This is a genomic window from Bacillus litorisediminis (genome assembly GCF_022808645.1).
Classification (GTDB): Bacteria; Bacillota; Bacilli; order Bacillales; family JC228; genus Bacillus_BF; species Bacillus_BF litorisediminis.
In genome coordinates this window covers 39,755-61,005 of record NZ_JAKZKT010000022.1, presented here as the reverse complement: position 1 = coordinate 61,005, position 21,251 = coordinate 39,755, and the positions used below count along the sequence as shown (strand labels likewise).

The following is a 21,251-nucleotide window of genomic DNA, read 5'->3' as shown; positions in this document are numbered from 1 at the left end:
AAAGGATAAGAGCATTGTTCGTATATTCGTATATAGGAAATAATTCAGAGATCAAATCTATTATTGCAAAGACAAGGATATGGGGGGTTCATATGGAATTTAATAGAAAGGGCATTTCAGAACAAGTTGCCGACAGCATAAAGAAAAAAATCCAAGAGGGCGTTTATAAAGTTGGAGAAAAAATTCCAGGCGAGAGAGAAATGGGAATTGAACTTTCTGTCAGCAGAAATACAGTTAGGGAAGCTTATAAAATTTTAGAAGCGTACGGGTATATTACAGCAAAACATGGTACTGGTGTTTTTGTTGCCTCTCCTGAACATCAAATTCAAAAAATGACAGAGGCTTTTTTTGTCTCTACAGATCAAATTAAAGATTTTTTCTCTGTCCGTAAAATTTTGGAGGAATGGACAGTCAAATGGTCCATTGAAAATTCTGATGCTGAGCAATTTAAAGAATTAGAACGAATTATTAAAGAAGCCAATGAGGTTGTGAATGGAACGATTAACTATGAACGGCTTGCCCAACTCGACCATGAATTTCATATTACATTAGCTAATAACTCTAAAAACGTTGTCCTCATTCGAATTATGAATTATTTAATTGATTTACTTTCAGAATCCCGGAGGACGGCGATTCAAATTCCTGGACGTGCTCTACAATCGGTAAAGGAACATACAAAGATTTTAGAAGCAATGAAACAAAAGGATGTAGCACTCGCCCAAAAATACATGATTGAACACTTAGACAGCGTTGAGCGCTCTATTACAGAAAATAATTCATCTAATTAAAAAATGGAGGCTGTTATGAAAAAACAATTCATAACAGCCTTTTTTTCTTTCATTTTATTTTTTGCAGAGTCAATGGAGGCGGAAAATTAACGTTGTATTTACTTCCAATCTCTAATAATTCCATTTCAACGCTTGACGAAAGGAGGATTCCTTCTTTCCTCTTTTTCTCTGAGTCTTTCTTCCTTCTTTCACCTGGATAGCGAATTTCCTTTGTTCCTTCTGCTTTAGACACTGATTTCATTTCATCTAAAAGATTTTGAATAGACGCGAAGAACATGTTTAATTCCATAAATTTTTCAATGTCCATTAATATGAAAAAATGGCCAACCTTTGCATACTCTGTTTCTCGATCATCATAAATGTTTTTAACATGCGGCCCAAAGGCAGAACCAGTAAGCACACCGGTCAGAATTTCAACAGCGAGCGCTAAAGCAGAACCCTTTGCTCCTCCTATCGGCAATAAGGATCCTCTTAGTGCAGCTTCTGGATCATTTGTCGGTTTTCCTTCATCATCAATCGCCCAATCATCAGGAATTCGATTGCCTTGCTTAGCTGCCAAAATAATCTTCCCTCTAGCCACAATACTAGTCGATAAATCAATGATAACAGGTTGGTCAGTTCCGGTCGGAAAACCAAAAGCAATCGGGTTCGTACCGAAGAAAGCCTCTTTCCCGCCCCAAGGAGCAATTCCTGGAGGAGAATTAGTCAGTGCTATACATGCAAGGTTTTGCTCGCATGCAAGCTGGCAAAAGTAAGAGGCTGTTCCAAAATGATTACTATTTTTAATAGCAATCGCTGTCATTCCGTTTTCTTTTGACATTCCAATTGCTTCCTTAATCGCATAATAGCTTACAATATGCCCGAGGCCATGATCACCATCCACTATCAGTATGGAAGGGGTCATTTTTGTCATTTGAATGCTTGGATTTAATGTAATTCTTTTATCCATAAAACGTTTTACATAAATAGGGAGCCTGCTAATCCCATGACTGTCTATCCCCTCTAGGTTTGCTTGAATTAAAGAGTCTGCAACCACTTTGGCATTCTCTTCAGCCATCCCAATCCTGGTTAAAAGTTCCTCACAAAACTGTCTTAAACCCGACTCATGATAAATGTTCATTTTTTAACCCCTCAACCTGTATTCTTTGCCTTTTAAATAGATTGATAGAGACAAAGTTTATCTCCCTACTCATTAACTTATGGGTAGGGAGATAATGTGTTAAGCACTGCGATATAATTTTGTCATAACGAATTCTTTATGTCCTAATGCCTCCGCACTTGTAAAGCGTCCATTTACAGTCCGATAAATCAATTCCATTAATTGATCTCCAGCCTGTTCTAAAGTAATCTCACGTGTCAGCAATCCTTGTACATCCAAATCAATATGCTCACTCATAGTTTTGGCTGTATGAGGGTTTGCAGTAATTTTAATCACTGGTTCGATTGGGTTTCCGATGATATTTCCCTGACCTGTAGGGAATAAGTGCAGAACAGCTCCTCCAGCTGCCATCAGAGTCACACATTCGGCTGCAGCAGAGGAAGTATCCATAAAGTAAAGCCCATTGCCGTTTGCCGGACTTTCTGCCGGTTCTAATACGCCAATCACTCTTTTCGTTCCTGTTTTGGCGATATTCCCCAAAGCTTTTTCCTCGATCGTTGAAAGTCCGCCAGCGATATTGCCTTGGGTTGGCTGAGAACCTAATAAATCAACACCCTTGGATTCAATTTCTCCTACATAATCATTGTAGATTGCCATAAATTTTTCTTTCAATTCCGGTGTTGCCATCCTGTCATAGATTAAATGCTCTCCACCCGTTAATTCAGAAGTTTCTCCAAAAAATACAGTAGCACCTGCATCTACCAATCGATCCACTGCCTGGGCAACAGTCGGACAAGAACCCAATCCTGTTGTCGTGTCAGACTCACCACATTTTATGCTTATGGTTAAATCTTTTAATTCAATAGGCACCCGTTGAAGTTCTGTTGCCCATTGCACGTATTCTTTTGCTTTTAAAGAAGCTTTACGTATTGTTTCTAAATCCCCGTTTCCTTCAATAGAAAAATAGGATACTGGTTTACCAGTCTCAGCAATGCCATCCGCAATTTTTTTTGACCAGTTTTCTTCAATACCAATTACGACAACTGCAGCAACATTTGGATTTGAACCTGTTCCAATCATTGTTCTAAAGTGAAGATCAAGATCAGGTCCATACTGGAGACGTCCATATGCGTGCGGAAGTGCTAATGTTCCTTGAACTTGCCGTGCTACTGCTTCACATGCAGCATTTGAAATGTCATCTACAGGCAGAATAATTACATGGTTGCGGATTCCTACTTTACCGTTCTCTCTGCGATATCCATATAGCTGTGTCATTTTTACCACCTCGCCGTTTTTATATTATGAGTGTGCACGTAGTCGCCAACTTCCCATTTCTGTGTAGTTAAACCAATTTGAATTCCATATTTTAATACAGGCTCTCCTACATTTAATGAGGCTAACGCAATTTTGTGGCCTAATGGAATATCCCCATTTGCGGTAACGGTGATTTGCGAGTCATCATCCATATAAACCCCTACTACTTCTTCCCCTTTTTGAATCGGGCTAATTGCAACTCCTACATGATCACCCCTATGATGGATTAAAAACTTATGAGTGCTGACAGGCTTTGAGTCCTCATGCTGTTTTTCTGTGAGAGTATTTGCTTGACTGTGACTCATAACTAATACCTCCTTTTACGTGGTTGAGTGACCCAACCAATATCGTATACTTTTATTAAATCACCTAATGATCTAATAGTCAATCATAATATTTTAATTTTCCGATAATTTTTACTAAACAATACACAGGGATGGTTCACCGTTTAGTACCTTGATTACTTCTCTGGCTACTAACACTGAGGTTCTTACCTGTGATTCGTTGGTAAGTCCGGCTATATGTGGTGTGATGACGGCTTTTTCAGTCGACAAAAGCTGATTTTGTAAAGAAATAGGCTCATCCTCGAGAACATCAATAAATGCTCCATTAATAATGTGATGATTTAAAGCGTAGGCAAGTGCATTTTCATCAATGATACCGCCTCTAGAGGAATTAATTATGTATGCAGTCGGTTTCATTTTTTTTAGTTGAGATTCAGAGATCAAATTTTTAGTGTCGATTGTAAGAGGTACATGTAAGGAAACAAAATCTGAAACACTTAATAATTCGTCTAATGAATCGCAAACGCTTACACCGGTTTCAGCAACAATATAGTCATAGGGAGTGATGAATGGGTCATAGCCAATGACCTGCATACCGAATGCTTTTGCTCTTTTCGCAACCCTGTGCGAAATTTCTCCTAGTCCTATTAAACCAATAGTTTTATTGGCCAGTTCTTCACCTGTATGCTTTATTCGATTCCAATTACCCTTTCTGACATCCATATCAGCTAAGTGAAGAGGTCTGACAGCACTAAGTATTGCTGCCATTACGTATTCCGCAACTGAAGTAGCATTCGCATGACGGGCATACACGACTTTAACATTTTTTTGTTTTGCCAGTTTTAGATTAATATTATCCAAACCTACACCCAGTCTTCCAACTGCCTTTAATCGATTCCCAGCCTCTAACAGTTCCTGATCTACGATTGTCTGGTTCCTGACAATTATCGCGTCATATTCTTTTATAATTTCAAGAAGTTTTTCCCGGTTGTTCCATAAATGATCATCGCAGTCAACCTGTACTCCTTTTCTGACAAGTTCCTCTATGCCTTCTTTCCAAATCATTTCTGTAACTAAAACTCTCATGAATATCCTCCTTCGTATAATGGAGATTAGAAAAATTTACAATAATCATTAAGCAAAACAAAAATTTCTTTCGGATGGCATGGTGACCCAACCACTTTTATATTATGATAACACTCTAATCCGGGTCAATAGTTTTTTAGGTTATGCATCTCCTTACAGAAAAAAGCCGCTGGGCAGCCCAACAGCTTTTATTATATCGAGTTGCTTTTTATTAATGGAAAACGAATGACAAACTTCGTTCCCTTTCCTTTCTCACTGGTTACATCAATCTTGCCATTATGAAGCAAAACCAGTTGTTTCACAATTGATAAACCTAACCCAAATTCTCCATACGGATTTGTTTTTCTCGATATATCCGCTCTATAAAAACGGTCCCATATTTTTTCTACCTCTTGCGGATCGATTCCAATACCTGTGTCTTCGATTTCAATGATGGTCTCGTTTTCAGCGGATTTTCCTCGCAGGAAAATGCTTCCGTCATCCGTAAACTGAATACTGTTTTTCGTTATATTAATTAAGATTTGAATCAAGCGATCATAATCAGCATGAACAATCAGACCTTCTTCAACATCCACAATGATTTGGTTGTTTTTTTCATCCGCCTGAAGCTGTAATTGCTCTTTTATTATTTCCATCACTTCAGACAGCTGAATATCTACTTTAAAAAGCGTTACTTGATTTGACCTGATCTTGTCATAATCCAGATTTTCATTTACAAGGCGGATCAGACGATTTGTTTCCTGGCTTACTAATTGAATCCCCTTCTCCTTTTTCTCTTCAGGGATCATGTCATTTTTCAAGCCTTCTATCACGCCTCGAATCGTAGTTAGCGGTGTTCTTAATTCATGCGATACATCCGACATAAATTGTCTTCTTCTGTTTTCTAGGCTTTTAATCTCTTCCATCGAGTCATTTAACTTTTTCACCATTTGATTGAAATCATTAGCTAACTCCCCAATTTCATCAAAGGTCGAGGATGGAAGATGAACAGAATAGTCACCCGATGCAACTAAAGAGGTCGCTTTTCTTATTCGTGTGATTCGTTTCACGTGAATATAAGATAACACCGAGCTTAGCAATAATGAAGCAGCTAACGCAATTAAAACAGCAATCGATAAAAACTGATTCATTTCACTGATGATTTCTCTTATGCCGCTAATCGGGGAGATTAATAATATACCGCCGATAAACGCTCCATTATCAAAATAAGGTACTGCCACAAGAGAGACATCTTGTTCGAATCGTTTAAGATCCTGTCTGACTTCAACAATTTTTCCGGATTTTAATAGATTCCATTCCCTCTCGGTAAGTCTGTCTTGCGTGATAAACCAGTCTCCCGCATAAAGGATTGAGCTTTTATCATCAAAAACCGCAAATAAAATATCACGGTCATTAAGTACATTGTAATACTGATTTAAAATATTCTCTCTTCCGAATACCGTTCTATCAAATTCCCGAAGAATATTTTCTCCATACGTAATTAATTCGTCTGCTTTATTTTGATAGACAATTCTCTCCATGTATTGGGTAAAGAGCAGGCTTAAAACTAAAAATGCGACAACAATCACACTAATATGACTAATAAATTGCTGATAAAAATATTTAATTTTCATCCTTTTCAACCGCTTCATCAAATTTATAGCCAACGCCCCAAACCGTATGGAATAGGGTATAGGTGTCATTCTCTAATTTTTTTCGAAGCCGTTTTATATGGACATCTACAGTTCGTTCATCTCCATAAAACTGATAGCCCCATACTCTTTCCAACAGCTGTTCCCTAGAAAAAACCTGCCGTGGATGCTGCACAAAAAAATAAAGCAAATCAAATTCCTTTGGGGTCAGATTTGTAATCAGCTGATTATTAAGGTATACCTCTCTCGTTTCTTTATTGACTTTAAGATAGTTCGTTTTATAAGGAGATGGGCTGATTTCTTCTTCATGATTGGAATGCTTATATCTTCTGCTAACCGCCTTAATTCTAGCCATTAACGCTAACGGACTAAAGGGTTTCGTTACATAATCATCCGCACCCATTTCAAGACCCAGCACCTGATCCGATTCACTGTCCTTCGCAGTCAGCATAATAATCGGGATTTCCTTATTTTCCTCTCTTATTTTCCGGCAAAGCGTAACTCCGTCCATCCCAGGGAGCATCCAATCAATAATGAGCAAATCCCAATGATCTTCTTTATAACGTTCATACCCTTCTAATCCGTCATTGACAAACTCACCGTCAATCCCTTCCTTTGTAAAGAACATTTCAATCATTGAGCAGACACTTTGATTGTCTTCAATCACTAAAATTTTCATTTGATGTCTCCCCCTTCACACATCCAACAGGTCTCTACTTTTAACTTTAAATAAATACTTTTAAGAAGCAACTATTATCAAAAACTTTCTTATAATATTCATCGATTGGTCATAGTTTGTTCATATTTAGGCTTTTGCGGGTCTAATACTATTCGAATACGATAAACCTGATATCAGCGGATTTAGCAGTTTTCGCCTCCCCGTTTATCAACAGATTCAACCCTTTTCAATGAGTTGAAACCTTTTATCAGCGAATTGATCTTTATTATCAACGCATAAAAACATATTTCAACAAATCGCCTTTTTAGTGCTTACTCTCTTGGCACGTCCATCTCCAAAAAATCATAGGCCGCAACAACATTCGGAAAATATTGCTTTGCTTCCTTCACTAATTCAGCCAAATCTTCATATTGGTAACGGGCACTAAAATGAGTCATACACAGTTGTCTTGCATTGGCTTCTCTGGCTAGCAAGGCTGCTTGCTTTGTTGTAGAGTGAAAATAGTTTCTGGCCATCTCTTCCTCATGTTCGGAGAATGTTGCTTCATGTACAACAATATTGGCATTTTGGCTTAACTCAACCGCTGTTTGACATGGAACTGTATCTCCCAAAATGGCAACAACCCGTCCCTTAATGGGCGGTCCGACAAAATCTTTCCCGTTCAGAACTTGGCCATCATATTCGACCGTCTCCCCATTTTTTAGCTTTTGAAAGTGAGGTCCTGGTTTAATTCCAATTTCTTTCAATTTTTCAATTAATAGCGGTCCGGGCTGATCCTTTTCCGTGATCCGAAACCCATACGATGGCATTCCATGCTGAAGGGGCAACACCTCTACTTGCCAATTTTCATCTTCAAAAATAACCCCACCCGTAAATTCTTCTATTTTCAGCGAATATTTAAGATGTGTTCCAGAAAGACGAAGACTTGTTTCAATATACTCTTTAATCCCAATAGGTCCATAAACGGTCAGGCGACCAACGCCTCCCTGAAATGATCGGCTTCCGAGCAAACCTGGCAGTCCAAAAATATGATCACCATGCAAATGGGTAATAAAGATTTTTTCAAGCTTTCTTGGTTTTAAATTTGTATGTAAAATTTGATGCTGGGTTGCTTCCCCGCAATCAAATAACCAGACTGTCCCTCTTTCTGCTAACAGCTTCAGTGCGATAGAGGTAACATTACGCATTTTTGAAGGAACGCCAGAGCCTGTTCCTAAAAATAATAACTCCATCCGAAATACCTCAACTTTCCTATATTAACCAAGCCGAACTCTTAGATGAGCCCGGCTTGTAATCATCATACCATATTGCATTAGTCCTGACGTTTCATAACTTCTTGAAGTGAAATTTTAGCAACCTTTCGTTTAGAAACAAATAGTGATAATTGATAGGTTACAAGCATAATGAGCAGCCCGGCGATTAACGAGATTGGACTTAACTCAACTGGCAAGGCGAAGCTGGTTTCCCCTGCCAAATATTTTACAATGCTCTCCATGGCTGCAAGCGAAAGCGGAATCGAAAGAAGGTATCCGACAATGACTACTGCCGTATACAGGTTTAATACCATTTTTGCAATTGCTTTGTTTTCATATCCCAGAACTTTCAGCATGGAAATCGTATACGTATTTTCTTCTAAAATCATATTTGTCAACAATGACATAATTAATACCCCAATAAAGATTGCTATGCCCGCAGTAATTAAAATCGAGAATCGCGATGGACCGATTAGACTTTCAAATGAATCCACAATTTTGGACTTATCTTCCATCATAAAAATCTCACTTTGATCTTTTGGCTCCTCCATGGTCCAGATTCCTGTATAGCTATGCTCAGGAAATCCAGCCATTTCATTAAGGATAGCTATGTCTGTATAAAGAGAAGCACCGGTGTAAGAATCTACGATCCCATTAATCTGAAAAGTCATCTCTTCTCCATTGGTTGAGCTGATTAACGTGATCTCATCACCCAAATGTAAATCATGAGTATAGGCAATTACCTGATTGATGATAACTCCATCCTTTAAAGCCGCCGAAATATTGCCGCTATTTTCACCAACGGAAAGGTCCACTAAAGTAACCTCAGGATCCACCCCGTAGAGAGTTACGGTCTGATCTGCAACGGCTTTCTTCTTATCATTTACATTGATTGTCCCTATTTCAGCTTGGATTAGCGCAAAAGGATCTCCCCCTGTTGCATCCTGTTCAGTTTGAATGCTGTTGTAATGAACAGCATAGTTATACTTATTTACGTTTTGATAGGTATCAGTAAAAAGGGTATCCAACGAATTCATGCTTAAAAATCCAAATAATAGGGTAACAGATGAAAAAATTGAACCAATCAGCATATAAAACATTCGGCTCTTGCTGCGAAGCATGGCACGGACACGATACTTCGTTTGAAAATTGGAAAAGCGTGATACAAACCGACTTCCCACTGTCCTGTAATGCTTCAGCTCGCCTATAGCAGCTCCGTGCATTAATGTGAGCGGATCACTGGATACTTTTCGATGAATTGCAATCCCGCTAATGATAAGAATTAAAAAGACAGGGACTGCAATCGCCCATACAAATATAAGCGGGTTTCCGACTGTAGTGAGAGACGGAATATGGTAATAATCGGTGTACAAAGCTTGAATCGGAGCAGAAAGCAGCCATCCTGCTATACTGCCTAATACTGTACCCGTAAGTCCTACTAATAACGGTAAAGAGATATAAGCATTAACTAATTCTCCTTTACTAAACCCTAGGGCCTTTAGAGTTCCTATTTGTTTTCGTTCCCATTCAATCTGTTTGGTTACAAGTAATGTAACCATCATAATCGCCAATAGAGTAATGAAAAGAGGAAGAACCGTTGAAAAGCTTTTGGAGCCTTCCACCTCTGTTTCAAAAGTAGAAATCCCAGGGTTTTCGCTAGCATTGACCCATTTTAGAACCGGGACAACCTGGTTCATTTCCTGTTTCAATTCAGTAAGGTCTGAATTTTGTTCTGTGACGCCCATATATTGAGTGATTAAGGGCAAGCCTAAAGCAGACATTCCTTCCTCAGTCATAACACCCACGCCAAAGGAACCAGGGATTGATAGAAGATTCGTTTCATTTTCAATTGGGTACACATAGTCAGGCAGAAAAATGAGACCCGATATGGTATAGGAATTTCCCTTAATACGAATAGAATCGCCTACTTTCACATTAAGAGTTTCTGCAAATTTTTCCGATAAAGCAATTTCATTCTTTGTTTCAGGCAGCAGTCCATCGGACACATAGGGAAGATTCACTTCTTTTGATACGGTTAAAACTCTTAATGTTTCTTCCCCTTCCAATGACACATCAGTGAATGAACGTTCTTCAAGCTGAATCGAAAACTCTTCTTTTAATCTGTCAACTTGCGATTCTTCTATTTGATTTGCCGCAATAAAATGGAAGTCTTCCTGTATAAAATCGTTTTTAAATTGCTGATAGCTTTTATCTAAACTTGAAAGAGAATTGCTCATCATTATATAAAGCATAACAGCTATGAGTAAAAAGGAGGATAGCCCCGAAAGACTGCACCTTTCGCTTCCAAACCGTTCGAAATACACCTTTCTGCAGACTCATACCCAATTCACCTGCTTCGCTGGAATCGGAGCTTTATTTTCTGTTTGAGAAACGATCTCACCGCTTTTCATTTTGAGTACGATGTGAGCTATTTCGCTAATACCTGGATTATGTGTGATAATTAAAATAGTTGTTCCATAAGTCTCCTGTATGTTCTGCAATAACTCCAGCACCATTTTTCCCGTTCCTTCGTCAAGGGCCCCTGTGGGTTCATCACATAGCAGGATAGATGGATTTTTTATAATAGCACGGGCAATCGCGGTTCTTTGCTGTTCACCGCCGCTTAATTGATGGGGAAATTTGTCTTTTTTATCAAGCAATCCAACCCACTCTAACACTTCATCTATAGCTAGAGGATTTTTGCTGATTTGCGCTCCTACCTCGACATTCTCATAAACTGTCAGACTAGGAATTAAGTTGTAAGCCTGAAAAATAAACCCCACTTCTTCTCTTCTGAATTGAGTCAATTTTTTGTCTGTGGCACTGGCAATATCCCAGCCATTCACAGAAACGATTCCATCGTCAGGCTGATCAATTCCGCCAATTATATTCAATAATGTTGATTTTCCAGATCCAGATGGGCCTAACAGCACGACCATTTTTCCATCAGGAATCTCGACTTCTACATCTTTTAAAGCTGTAACTTTTAGTTCACCCGATTGATATGTTTTCGTTACCCTTTTTAACTGAACACTCATTTAATTCACTCCTTGTAATTTGACTCGCTTGCTCCCCGATTCACAAAAATGCTTCTCATCTTTTACAAACACATTTTTCAACTAGGAAAAAATATTTTTTATGCAAATTCATTTGCGTTTATCCAGAGAAAAGGATAACATTTATACGGGAAAAATCTCGAATAAGTGTCATATTTTATGAAATCCTATAAAAAATTGTTTTACATGTTTTACATAAGAACGAAAATATCACAATCGTATTTAAAAAGTGAGGGAACAACATTGTCCGTAAACCTACCATCAGCACTTATAACTATTTTTGGAGCCACTGGTGATTTAGCTAACCGCAAGCTTTTTCCGTCTATTTATCAGTTATTTAAAAAAGACCGGCTTCATTCAAATTTTGCTGTTGTCGGAACTGCAAGAAGAGAGCTATCGACAGAGGAATTTCATAATCAAGTAAAAGAATCGATTCTTGAGCATGTGGGACAAGTGAATGAGCTAGACGAATTTATCTCACATTTTTACTATATGCCCATGGATGTTTCAAATACAGATGAATTTGTGAAGCTTAAAACCTTGATTGATGAATTGGATGGACATTACGAGATCGGCGGCAACCGCATCTTTTATTTAGCAATGGCTCCGCAATTCTTTGGTACCATTGCTGAGTCCCTTTATAAACAAAATTTAAAGTCAGAAACTGGTTTTAACCGGTTAATTATTGAAAAACCATTTGGACATGATTTTGCATCAGCGAAGGAGTTAAACGATCATATCCGGCAAGCCTTTGATGAAGAAGAAATTTACCGGATTGACCATTATCTCGGCAAGGAAATGGTTCAAAATATTGAGGTGATCCGTTTTGCCAATGCGATTTTTGAACCTCTATGGAATAACCGATTTATCTCAAACATCCAGGTAACCTCCAGCGAAACGCTGGGTGTTGAAGACCGCGGACGTTATTATGAGAGCAGCGGTGCCTTGCGTGACATGGTACAAAATCATATGCTGCAAATGGTGGCACTTCTGGCAATGGAGCCCCCAATTCGTTTAAACACAAATGAAATCAGAAGTGAAAAGGTCAAAGTGTTAAGAGCATTAAGACCTGTTACTGGAGATGAAATTGAGAAATCGTTTATAAGGGGACAATACGATGCAGGGGAGAGTAAAGGCAAGCAAGTGATTGCTTATCGCGAGGAAGATCATGTAGATCCTCAATCCAATACTGAAACATTTGTGGCCGGAAAGCTCATGATAGACAACTTTAGATGGGCCGGAGTTCCATTTTATATCCGGACAGGCAAGCGTCTTACAGAAAAGTCCACGAAGATTGTCATCCAATTTAAGGATATCCCAATGAATTTATATATGAAAACAGAAGAAACACTGAACCCCAATTTATTGGTCATACATATTCAGCCGGATGAAGGAATTACTCTCCATCTTAACGCCAAAAAAGCTGGCCAATTTATGGATGCCACTCCAATAAAGCTTAATTTCTCCAATAAAAGCACCGATGGAATGAATACGCCAGAGGCTTATGAAAAGCTTTTATATGACTGCTTAAGGGGAGATGCTACCAATTTTGCCCATTGGGATGAAGTAGCTTTATCCTGGACCTATATCGATCCGATTGCCAAGGCTTGGGAAGAAATAAAAGAACCTTCCTTTCCAAACTATAAGGCTGGCTCAATGGGGCCAAGAAAGGCAGATGAGTTATTAGAAAATGACGGTTTCCATTGGTGGCCGGTTACAGATTTAGATGTTGAAAATTGTTAAAAGGATATATAAATCAAAAAAGAGGCTAATAAACTGGCCTCTTTTTCTATTGCCTTCGTTCTATTCCTTTTCTGATAATCGCATCTCCATGTTTTGCATTTAATTTTTGCAGGGTTTCCTGCAATCGAACTTGTTTTTCTTCCTTTTCAAAAGAAAATAGATCAAGCTGCTGGACAAAGCTTTTTTTATCAAGCAGGTGATTTGCGGTTACACCTAGTAAGCGGATAGGTTCATGATTCCAATTCGCAGAAAATAGCTGCTTTACAAAATAGAATAAATCCTCTGTTTTATAAAGGGCATCATTCAGGGTCATGCTTCTCGTAACGGTTTTCCTGTTAAAATAGCGAATCGTTACTTGAATTCCTTCTGTGACGTAACCTCTTGCTATTAGACGTTTGCTAACCCGATCCGTCAGTCTTTCGAGAATTTGATATATCTCCTGTATATTGTCCGTATCCCGCGGAAGAGTGGTTGAATTCCCCACTGATTTTATTTCATTGACACTCTCGGGATCGACTTTTCTCCGATCAATTCCATTTGCTCGTTCCCATAATTTTTTTCCGTTAATACCAAGAGCTACCTTTAAGGTCAACTCCGATTGATTTGCTAAATCTCCAATGGTATGCATTCCCATTTTCCGCAATTTTTCAGCCGTCTTCTTCCCGATCCCATGCATTTCTTGGATTTCTAAAGGCCATAGCTTCGTATTTATATCTCTTTTCCGCAGAACGGTGATTCCCAATGGTTTTTTCATATCTGAAGCCATTTTCGCTAAAAATTTATTTGGAGCGATTCCAATACTGCAAGGAAGCTGCAGTTCATCAAGCAATCGTTTTTGAATTGTTTCCGCCAATAAAATCGGATGCAGTTTTCCCTCAGCCTCCGTTACATCCATGTAGCCTTCGTCAATCGATACCGGCTCCACCCATTCTGTATATTCTTCTAAAATCCGAAACATTTGTTTCGAAACAGAACGGTATTTATCAAAATCCGGTTCTCTTACGATGAGGTGAGGACATAACTTTTTCGCTTCCCATATCGGCATCGTCGCTTTTACACCAAATTTCCTTGCCTCGTAGCTGCACGTCACAATAATGCCTCTCCGTTCCTTAGCATTTCCGGCAATCGCGAGCGGCAAGCCCTTTAATTCAGGATGAAAAGCTGTTTCAACCGATGCGTAAAAACTATTCATATCGATATGAAAAATAACTCTTGCTTTAGATTCCATGGAGAACCCTTCTTTTCATCAAATATACATTTATCTTATAATAACTCCCAAAAAAGAAACAAGCTGCCGAATCGGCAGCTTGTCAACTTACTTTTTGATTAAAAGTTCCAAACAATATTTGCGGATCGATTATTGGGATAATTTGGTCATTCAGTAAAACTACATTTGTAAAAAACTGATTTTCCGAATTTCCGGCCAACCCCATTGGTTTTAGTTCAAGATTGTGGCCGTTCGTCACTTCTCCATCGGAAATGGCTATCGCAAAATGTTCATTTTCTGCTTCGACGTATAGAAGCCGGGAATTCTCCGTCGGTTCAAACGGACGATTCAACAAAAAAGACTGTAAATCAAGTACGAATACCTCTTCATCACGGATTACACTTTTTCCAAGTATAATACCTGTGCCTGACTTAGCAGCTTCTATTAAATTAAATGGTTCGATTGATTTAATATAGTCTAATGAGATGGCGAATGTCTGATCACCCATGATAAATGTGACGGCATGTCCTAATGTTGCCATTTTATTTCTCTCCTTGGGTTTTATTGACTGACTTCCTGAATAATGGCGATTACCATTTCGGTCAATTTGTTTAATTCTTCAATTGGCATCCGTTCATTGGTTGTATGAATTTCTTCATATCCTACAGCAAGGTTGACTGTAGGCACGCCCATACCGGCGAAGACATTGGCATCACTGCCACCTCCGCTTTTTAAAAGCTCACTTGAGCGGCCAATTTTCGCAGCTGCCTTTTGTGCAATCTGAACTACCTGATCATCTTTTGAGTATTTAAATCCCGGATACATAACCGTTACTTCAACCTCAGCTTTTCCGCCCATTTCTTCTGCTGCTTCTTCAAATGCTTTCTTCATTTTCGCCACTTGCTGTTCCATTTTTTCCGGAACAAGAGAACGGGCTTCAGCTAAAATATCTACTCGGTCGCTTACAATATTAGTAGCTGTACCGCCTTCAAACCGGCCAATATTAGCAGTCGTTTCTTCATCAATCCGGCCAAGAGGCATTCTTGCCACTGCTTTAGCCGCAACTGTGATTGCTGAAACGCCTTTTTCAGGTGCAACTCCTGCATGGGCTGTTTTCCCGCGGATAATTGCTTTGATTTTTGCTTGAGTTGGAGCGGCAACGATGACATTTCCTACTGCTCCGTCACTGTCGAGCGCATACCCATATTTTGCTTTTACCAGGGATGAGTCTAGTGCTTTCGCTCCAACAAGGCCTGACTCTTCTCCAACCGTTATGATAAATTGGATTTGTCCGTGTTCAATCTTTTCTTCTTTTAAAGTACGAACCGCTTCCAGCATAGCCGCAATCCCTGCTTTATCATCGGCACCTAATATGGTTGTTCCGTCTGTTACCACATAGCCATCCTTCACACTGGGCTTAACGCCTTTGGCAGGAACCACTGTGTCCATATGGCAGCAAAAATAAATCGGATCCACACCTTCTTTTGTAGCTGGCAGTGTACAAACTAAGTTCCCTGCACCATGGCCTGTCTGGCTGGTAGTATCATCTTCTACTACCTCCAATCCAAGACTAGAAAACTTTTCCTTTAAAACTTTAGCAATTTCTGTTTCAAACCCTGTTTCTGAATCTACTTGTACTAATTCAAGGAATTCCTGTAGCAATCGTTCTGCGTTCATATTATGTATTCCCTCCGATTATTCACTTCCATTCTAGTATAACGCTCACTAGCTGAATGATACAAGCTGGGGAAGCGCACTGATAGGCTGTGTAAAATTGCACTTGAACGTTTTTTATTAATATGGAGTCAAAACCGGAGGACTCCTGCGGAAAAACGAGCCAATCGAGCCCCGCAGGGAGGGTCGAGCGGGGAGGTGTCTTGAATTCGCCCGCGCACCGAGCAGTTTTGACCGCTTATCAGCATTAAGTTTTGACATAGCATTATTATAAAGGGATATTCCCGTGCTTTTTCTTTGGTCTTTGCTCTTTTTTATTTCGAAGCATCTCTAAACCCTGGATTAATTTAATTCTCGTTTCGCGAGGGTCAATCACATCATCGACCATACCCATGCTAGCTGCCACATAAGGATTTGCAAATTTTTGCCGATACTCTTCAATTTTTTCTCTCCTAGTGGCTTCAGGGTTTGGACTGGATGCAATCTCTTTTGCAAAGATAATATTTGCCGCTCCTTGTGGACCCATTACAGCAATTTCAGCATTTGGCCAGGCAAATACCAGATCCGCCCCAATTGATTTACTGTTTAAAGCTACATATGCTCCCCCATATGCTTTTCTTAAAATCACTGTTATTTTTGGAACAGTGGCCTCAGAATAAGCATAAAGAATCTTTGCCCCATGGCGAATAATGCCCCCATGTTCTTGTTTCACGCCAGGGAAAAAACCAGTAACGTCCTCAAATGTAAGGAGCGGAATATTAAATGAGTCACAAAAGCGGATAAATCGGGCTGCTTTATCAGAAGAATCGATGTCTAACCCCCCTGCCATCACTTTCGGCTGATTACAAACAAGCCCTACTGTTTCTCCTTTCAATTTGGCAAATCCAACGACAATGTTTTTTGCAAATTCTTTATGCACCTCAAAAAAAGTATGAGGATCGACCACTTCAGCGATAACATCACGGACATCATAAGGACGGACTGGATCAAACGGGATTAGATCAGTTAAGTTAGACCGGTAGTCATCCCCGTTCGCCGTCTTTTCGATTGGCGCTTTTTCCTCGTTGTTCTGAGGCAGGTATCGAAGCAAGGCCCTTACTTTCTCCAATACCTCTTCTTCTGTTTGTCCGCGGAAATGGGCATTGCCGCTGATGGAGTTATGGACATGAGCACCGCCTAAATCCTCCGACGATATTTTTTCTCCTGTTACCGTTTCAATCACTTTAGGACCTGTAATAAACATTTGGCTGGTTTCATCGACCATAAAAACAAAATCTGTAATCGCTGGCGAATAAACAGCTCCACCCGCACAAGGTCCCATGATTACTGAGATTTGCGGAATTACCCCAGAATAAATCGCATTACGGTAAAAAACGTGGCCGTATCCGTCAAGCGAAACGACTCCCTCCTGTATACGTGCTCCACCTGAATCATTTAACCCGATGAAAGGGGTTCCATTTTTGGCCGCCAAATCCATTACATTGGCAATTTTTTTCGCATGCATTTCTCCTAATGCCCCGCCAAATACAGTAAAATCCTGGGAAAATAGATAAACGGGACGCCCATGGATTTTCCCGTAGCCAGTCACCACTCCGTCACCTGGTCCCTTGGTTCCATTTAGACCGAAATCATGACCCCGGTGTTCAATAAATGGATTCAATTCCACAAAACTTCCTTCATCTAAAAGCAGCTCTATTCTTTCTCTTGCAGTCAGTTTTCCCTTTTCATGCTGTGTTCTAATTTTTTCGTCTCCACCGCCAAGCTCTATTTCTCTTCGCTTATCGTAAAGTTCATTAATTTTTTCGTAAATGTCCACCATATCAGATTTCTCCCCTTATTTTATCTTTCGCAAATCTCGTATAACACTCCGTTGGCTTGTTTTGGGTGCAAGAATACAACCTTGGCTCCTCCGGCTCCCCGCTTAGGCTGCTCCTGAAGCAATTGTGCTCCCTGAAATTTCAATCTTTGGATCTCGGTTTCAATATTCTGAACAAGAAAGGCAAGATGATGAATCCCTTCTCCTCTTTTTTCAATAAACTTTGCTACTGGACTCTCCTTATGCAATGGTTCCAGCAGTTCAATTTTTGTATTATGAGCCTGCAGAAAAGCAACACGTACCCCTTCAGATTCAACCTCTTCTGTTTTAATCAGTTCTAGCTGCATAACATTTTTATAAAAAGGGAGAACCCCTTCAATTGAGCGCACGGCAATACCAATATGATCTACCTTTTCCAAGCTGACTCCTCCTTTTGCTAAACGACGATTCTATTTTACTGGAATACATTCTCTATTTTTGTCGAAATTCCTGCACCAAATATGAAATACCTCTGCTTTCCCATATTTGGTGTACTTGTTGAAAGCTTGAAATCTTTGTACAATATAAAAAGGAGTTTGTAGAAAGGAGCGCCTTCTATGAGAAATAAAAAGATACGAAAAATAGTAGTTTATTTAATGCTTTTTGCTATGATTGCTTCTACTTTGCTAATGGGAGTCAGCTGGTTTTTATAAAGAAAACTTGGCTAGCGCTTTAGGATAGGCTCAGGCGATCCCTAGTTGCGCTTATCACGCTCAAAACGCCACGTCCTGATGCATAGCTTGACTATGTCTCTTGCCCGTCGCACTTTAATCCTAAAAATTTTGACTGCGTCGAATATGCTTCAACATAAATTTTTATTTGATCTGAAAGTATAAAAAAACAAATGGCCAGAAACAGACATTTAGCGTCTGTCTCTGGCCATTCTATTATTTAAGATAATAACGGAATTCTTTCTTTGTATTTTTTTATAATTCTATCATTATGTTCATCTGCACCATCAATATTCCCACTTAAAAAAATGGGAGGTTCATAGCCATTATCAGCCATGATCATAATTGCTTCTGCAAAGATAGCATTTAAAATTACGGCACCTACCACCGTAGAAGTCGGACCAAATGGAACCTTAACCTTTTCATAGGATAATATGGCATCACCCTTGACTGAATGATTATCAATCACAAGATCGACTGAGTTAAATAAATGCTTACCGCTCTTATGTCTCGAAGGCTGACTTTGTGAATATTCAAGAGAAGTTATGCCTATTACAAATGCACCCTTACTCCTGGCTTCATTAGCAACATCAACTGGCACCGGGTTCCTTCCTGATGTTGATAATACAAAAACAACATCATTCGGCTTTATCTCGTAATCTTTTAAATATTCGCCGACATAATCATTTTGTCTTTCTAGCTGCGAAGAACGCAATGCCCCTTCGTGAAGCATTAATGGTTCGATAAAAATCGGTTTAATAGGAACTAATCCACCTGCACGATAGAATACCTCCTCTGTTAAAATATGTGAGTGTCCACAGCCAAACAACTGAATGATCCCACCATTTTGGATTGCCTCGGCCACTTTTATTGCAGCTTCCTGCAACTTAACTTTTTCTGTCTTTTCGACGAGTTCAATTCTTTCTTTGGCCATATCAAAATAATGTAAAAGCATCTCATTTATCTCCTTGCCGATTGAATAATTTTTTTTTGCATTTGGAATCATACCTTCGGTTACTTTATCGATGGCAGAGCCAAAGACATGCGGCTTCAAAACATGAATACCTGTATCACAAACTGCGTCTACAATCTATTTTTTTGTGGCATTCATTTCACTTTTCGCACCTTCAATTAACTTCACCATATTTTCAATAGCGGCTTCTATAATTTTTTGCCCCTTTTCTTTTGTTGCAATTTTTGCATCACCTAATACCGCTGTGCTTGTAAATTCCTCCCAAGGGGTTGGTGTTACATCGGCACTCATGGGAATATTAGGGATGTCAGTAATGGCTTTCGTCATATCGACGTACTCCTCAGCTAAATAAAGCATGTAGGAGGTTTCGATTTCACAAGCATGGAAATACGTTGCATGTGAGGATTTTGTCTCTCTCACTTCCTCAATCACCCTTTTTGTCCCTGGGTAAAACAAATAAAGTATCTTATAATCAGGATATTGGTGATAAAGCTTTCTCGCAGCTTCCTTTAAAGCAACAGCATTTCCTAAATGACCATTAATCATTGCAAAAACTCGGAAACCCTGTTCATATAAGCTAATTCCCATATCTACTAATAAAGAAATTAAAGATTCATTACTAATATTAATGCTGCCCGGAAATTTTCTCAGACTCCACACTTGTCCATAAGGCAAGGTTGGCAAAACCAATGCTCCTGTTTTTTCTGCAACCCGTTCCGACAGCCTTTCAGCTAAAAAATTATCTGTTCCGAGCGGAAGGTGGGGACCATGAGCTTCAACAGCCCCAATTGGTAAAATCGCAACCTTACTCTTTTCTATTTTTTCTTTGACCTCATATGAATTTTCATTTTGAAACTTCAACCTGATACACCTCTTATTTTTTGAATGCAAAGCAACGTGCCGGATTTTCAACAAAAAATTTATGAACTAATTTCTCTCCATCAAATCCTTGACGGTTTGCATCATCTATAAAGCGCGGAACCCACTTCGCAATAATATATTCAAGCCCAAGTCCATAGTCATAGTGTTTATAATACGTTTTTCTTGCCGTATCCCCGCTAACTAAGATTTGATTCTCGTACCCTTTTTTAACAAGCTCTAAAATGCATTGAATTCGCGTGCTTTCTGGAGCGTATTTTATTTTTGCAATACCATCGAAGCTTAAATAAGCACCAGTCGAAGCAATTTGTTCGTGATAATACGGATCAGGATTACGATCCATATGACCTAGACTTAAGAATTCAAGGTTCACATTTTCACTTTTCAAGAGTTCAAGCTGCTCTAGACCCATCGTTCCTGCCTCAGTATGTGAATGGACAGGTGCCTTTGTTTCATGGTGTGCTCTCGCCACTGCCCTCAGTGTTTTTTCCTCTAGTGGAGTGATTCTGTTATATCCTGTACCAAATTTTACTTGTCCAGCTTTAAAAGGTGTCCCTTCAAGACCTTCTTCTACTTCACGAATGACAAACTCAGTTAGCTTATTTATGGGAGTATTGTCAATCCATTCAGCATACGTTTCATAGTGACCAATGATTGGTTTTAATTCTGGCTTTATTCTTGCATCCCACAGAAAGCTTTTATTAAACCCCGCAGTCCCAATTATTTGGACACCTGTTTCATCAGAGATTTGCTTAACCGCTTTAACATCACGCCCGTAATCAATCGCCGTTGCATCGACGATCGTCTTTCCACCGTGGCGCTTGAAATCTTCAACATCTTTTTGTGATTTTTCCTTATCATCTAAAAGAAGATCGTCCTCACCGCGTTGAAGCCAATAATCCGGGCGGCAAACAATATGTTCATGTGAATACGTAAAACCTAATTCCTCAGGCCTGATATCACCATTAAATGTACGAATAAAGCTCATTTTAAATAACCTCCGATGTAATGTAGTGTATTCATATGAGCAAAAAGGGGCTGGCCATAAGCAGGTCAGAC

The 21,251-nt window shown here is 39.3% G+C and carries 20 protein-coding genes; 3 read left to right on the top strand and 17 right to left on the bottom strand.

The genetic code is table 11. From position 1 onward, the window contains the following. The first annotated feature begins 92 nt into the window (after positions 1 to 92). The gene (locus tag MLE14_RS12700) at positions 93 to 788 is read left to right on the top strand and encodes a FadR/GntR family transcriptional regulator (protein ID WP_243298754.1); all 696 of its coding nucleotides are present in this window, start codon (positions 93 to 95) and stop codon (positions 786 to 788) included. Positions 789 to 837: 49 nt separating this feature from the next. Here the strand turns inward: MLE14_RS12700 and MLE14_RS12695 are convergent, their stop codons facing one another. The 9 genes from MLE14_RS12695 to MLE14_RS12655 all read right to left on the bottom strand — a co-directional run bounded on the left by MLE14_RS12695 (position 838) and on the right by MLE14_RS12655 (position 11,172). Next, entirely contained in the window at positions 838 to 1,908 is a 1,071-nt protein-coding gene (locus MLE14_RS12695; RefSeq protein WP_243298753.1) for an Ldh family oxidoreductase, read from the bottom strand. 99 nt (positions 1,909 to 2,007) lie between these two features. Further along, positions 2,008 to 3,162 (bottom strand): UxaA family hydrolase, encoded by a 1,155-nt coding sequence (locus MLE14_RS12690; RefSeq protein ID WP_243298752.1) that lies wholly within the window; start codon positions 3,160 to 3,162, stop codon positions 2,008 to 2,010. A 2-nt stretch (positions 3,163 to 3,164) separates the two neighbouring features. Next, a complete protein-coding gene (locus tag MLE14_RS12685) occupies positions 3,165 to 3,506 on the bottom strand; it encodes a UxaA family hydrolase (protein WP_243298751.1) in 342 nt (113 codons plus the stop codon). 114 nt (positions 3,507 to 3,620) lie between these two features. Continuing rightward, positions 3,621 to 4,571 (bottom strand): hydroxyacid dehydrogenase, encoded by a 951-nt coding sequence (locus tag MLE14_RS12680; protein WP_243298750.1) that lies wholly within the window; start codon positions 4,569 to 4,571, stop codon positions 3,621 to 3,623. Between the two features lie 191 nt (positions 4,572 to 4,762). Then, positions 4,763 to 6,184, bottom strand: coding sequence for a sensor histidine kinase (locus tag MLE14_RS12675; RefSeq protein WP_243298749.1), 1,422 nt, complete (start codon positions 6,182 to 6,184; stop codon positions 4,763 to 4,765). Continuing rightward, positions 6,174 to 6,881: a response regulator transcription factor gene (locus MLE14_RS12670; RefSeq protein WP_243298748.1), complete on the bottom strand. Its 708-nt coding sequence runs from the start codon at positions 6,879 to 6,881 to the stop codon at positions 6,174 to 6,176. Before MLE14_RS12670 ends, MLE14_RS12675 begins: the two co-directional genes overlap by 11 nt. A gap of 311 nt (positions 6,882 to 7,192) precedes the next feature. After that, entirely contained in the window at positions 7,193 to 8,113 is a 921-nt protein-coding gene (gene rnz / locus MLE14_RS12665; RefSeq protein ID WP_243298747.1) for a ribonuclease Z, read from the bottom strand. A gap of 80 nt (positions 8,114 to 8,193) precedes the next feature. Continuing rightward, positions 8,194 to 10,458, bottom strand: a complete 2,265-nt coding sequence (locus MLE14_RS12660) for an ABC transporter permease (RefSeq protein ID WP_243298746.1) — start codon at positions 10,456 to 10,458, stop codon at positions 8,194 to 8,196. A 12-nt stretch (positions 10,459 to 10,470) separates the two neighbouring features. Next, positions 10,471 to 11,172 (bottom strand): ABC transporter ATP-binding protein, encoded by a 702-nt coding sequence (locus tag MLE14_RS12655; protein ID WP_243298745.1) that lies wholly within the window; start codon positions 11,170 to 11,172, stop codon positions 10,471 to 10,473. Between the two features lie 261 nt (positions 11,173 to 11,433). On the opposite strand from MLE14_RS12655, the gene zwf reads away from it, so the two are divergent. Beyond that, positions 11,434 to 12,933: a glucose-6-phosphate dehydrogenase gene (gene zwf / locus MLE14_RS12650; protein ID WP_243298744.1), complete on the top strand. Its 1,500-nt coding sequence runs from the start codon at positions 11,434 to 11,436 to the stop codon at positions 12,931 to 12,933. Between the two features lie 46 nt (positions 12,934 to 12,979). On the opposite strand, the gene MLE14_RS12645 is transcribed toward zwf, so the two are convergent. From MLE14_RS12645 to mce, 5 genes are all read right to left on the bottom strand, one after another. After that, the gene (locus MLE14_RS12645; protein WP_243298743.1) at positions 12,980 to 14,161 is read right to left on the bottom strand and encodes a DNA polymerase IV; all 1,182 of its coding nucleotides are present in this window, start codon (positions 14,159 to 14,161) and stop codon (positions 12,980 to 12,982) included. Between the two features lie 82 nt (positions 14,162 to 14,243). Continuing rightward, complete coding sequence (locus MLE14_RS12640; RefSeq protein WP_243298742.1) at positions 14,244 to 14,681, bottom strand: chemotaxis protein CheW; 438 nt, start codon at positions 14,679 to 14,681, stop codon at positions 14,244 to 14,246. Between the two features lie 20 nt (positions 14,682 to 14,701). Then, positions 14,702 to 15,817, bottom strand: coding sequence for a tripeptidase T (locus tag MLE14_RS12635; RefSeq protein WP_243298741.1), 1,116 nt, complete (start codon positions 15,815 to 15,817; stop codon positions 14,702 to 14,704). 265 nt (positions 15,818 to 16,082) lie between these two features. Continuing rightward, positions 16,083 to 17,633: an acyl-CoA carboxylase subunit beta gene (locus MLE14_RS12630; protein WP_243298740.1), complete on the bottom strand. Its 1,551-nt coding sequence runs from the start codon at positions 17,631 to 17,633 to the stop codon at positions 16,083 to 16,085. A gap of 20 nt (positions 17,634 to 17,653) precedes the next feature. Next, positions 17,654 to 18,049, bottom strand: a complete 396-nt coding sequence (gene mce, locus MLE14_RS12625; protein ID WP_243298739.1) for a methylmalonyl-CoA epimerase — start codon at positions 18,047 to 18,049, stop codon at positions 17,654 to 17,656. A 177-nt stretch (positions 18,050 to 18,226) separates the two neighbouring features. Between mce and prli42 the strand changes: the two genes are divergently transcribed. Next, a complete protein-coding gene (gene prli42, locus MLE14_RS12620) occupies positions 18,227 to 18,322 on the top strand; it encodes a stressosome-associated protein Prli42 (protein ID WP_243298738.1) in 96 nt (31 codons plus the stop codon). A gap of 238 nt (positions 18,323 to 18,560) precedes the next feature. On the opposite strand, the gene MLE14_RS12615 is transcribed toward prli42, so the two are convergent. The 3 genes from MLE14_RS12615 to MLE14_RS12605 all read right to left on the bottom strand — a co-directional run bounded on the left by MLE14_RS12615 (position 18,561) and on the right by MLE14_RS12605 (position 21,180). Continuing rightward, on the bottom strand, positions 18,561 to 19,295 hold the full coding sequence (locus MLE14_RS12615; protein WP_279326830.1) for an SIS domain-containing protein: 735 nt from the start codon (positions 19,293 to 19,295) through the stop codon (positions 18,561 to 18,563). Positions 19,296 to 19,430: 135 nt separating this feature from the next. Next, positions 19,431 to 20,174, bottom strand: a complete 744-nt coding sequence (locus MLE14_RS12610; RefSeq protein WP_243298737.1) for a creatininase family protein — start codon at positions 20,172 to 20,174, stop codon at positions 19,431 to 19,433. Between the two features lie 13 nt (positions 20,175 to 20,187). Beyond that, the gene (locus MLE14_RS12605; protein ID WP_243298736.1) at positions 20,188 to 21,180 is read right to left on the bottom strand and encodes a phosphotriesterase family protein; all 993 of its coding nucleotides are present in this window, start codon (positions 21,178 to 21,180) and stop codon (positions 20,188 to 20,190) included. Positions 21,181 to 21,251 lie beyond the last annotated feature (71 nt).

Bases quoted from the DNA above. Each gene is read 5' to 3' on its own strand.
- MLE14_RS12655 (WP_243298745.1), bottom strand. From the start codon at position 11,172: ATGAGTGTTCAGTTAAAAAGGGTAACGAAAACATATCAATCGGGTGAA.
- MLE14_RS12680 (WP_243298750.1), bottom strand. From the start codon at position 4,571: ATGAGAGTTTTAGTTACAGAAATGATTTGGAAAGAAGGCATAGAGGAA.
- MLE14_RS12635 (WP_243298741.1), bottom strand. From the start codon at position 15,817: ATGAACGCAGAACGATTGCTACAGGAATTCCTTGAATTAGTACAAGTA.
- MLE14_RS12700 (WP_243298754.1), top strand. From the start codon at position 93: ATGGAATTTAATAGAAAGGGCATTTCAGAACAAGTTGCCGACAGCATA.
- MLE14_RS12685 (WP_243298751.1), bottom strand. From the start codon at position 3,506: ATGAGTCACAGTCAAGCAAATACTCTCACAGAAAAACAGCATGAGGAC.
- MLE14_RS12640 (WP_243298742.1), bottom strand. From the start codon at position 14,681: ATGGCAACATTAGGACATGCCGTCACATTTATCATGGGTGATCAGACA.
- MLE14_RS12605 (WP_243298736.1), bottom strand. From the start codon at position 21,180: ATGAGCTTTATTCGTACATTTAATGGTGATATCAGGCCTGAGGAATTA.
- MLE14_RS12695 (WP_243298753.1), bottom strand. From the start codon at position 1,908: ATGAACATTTATCATGAGTCGGGTTTAAGACAGTTTTGTGAGGAACTT.
- prli42 (WP_243298738.1), top strand. From the start codon at position 18,227: ATGAGAAATAAAAAGATACGAAAAATAGTAGTTTATTTAATGCTTTTT.
- MLE14_RS12630 (WP_243298740.1), bottom strand. From the start codon at position 17,633: ATGGTGGACATTTACGAAAAAATTAATGAACTTTACGATAAGCGAAGA.
- MLE14_RS12615 (WP_279326830.1), bottom strand. From the start codon at position 19,295: ATGCTTTTACATTATTTTGATATGGCCAAAGAAAGAATTGAACTCGTC.
- MLE14_RS12645 (WP_243298743.1), bottom strand. From the start codon at position 14,161: ATGGAATCTAAAGCAAGAGTTATTTTTCATATCGATATGAATAGTTTT.
- rnz (WP_243298747.1), bottom strand. From the start codon at position 8,113: ATGGAGTTATTATTTTTAGGAACAGGCTCTGGCGTTCCTTCAAAAATG.
- MLE14_RS12670 (WP_243298748.1), bottom strand. From the start codon at position 6,881: ATGAAAATTTTAGTGATTGAAGACAATCAAAGTGTCTGCTCAATGATT.
- MLE14_RS12690 (WP_243298752.1), bottom strand. From the start codon at position 3,162: ATGACACAGCTATATGGATATCGCAGAGAGAACGGTAAAGTAGGAATC.
- MLE14_RS12675 (WP_243298749.1), bottom strand. From the start codon at position 6,184: ATGAAAATTAAATATTTTTATCAGCAATTTATTAGTCATATTAGTGTG.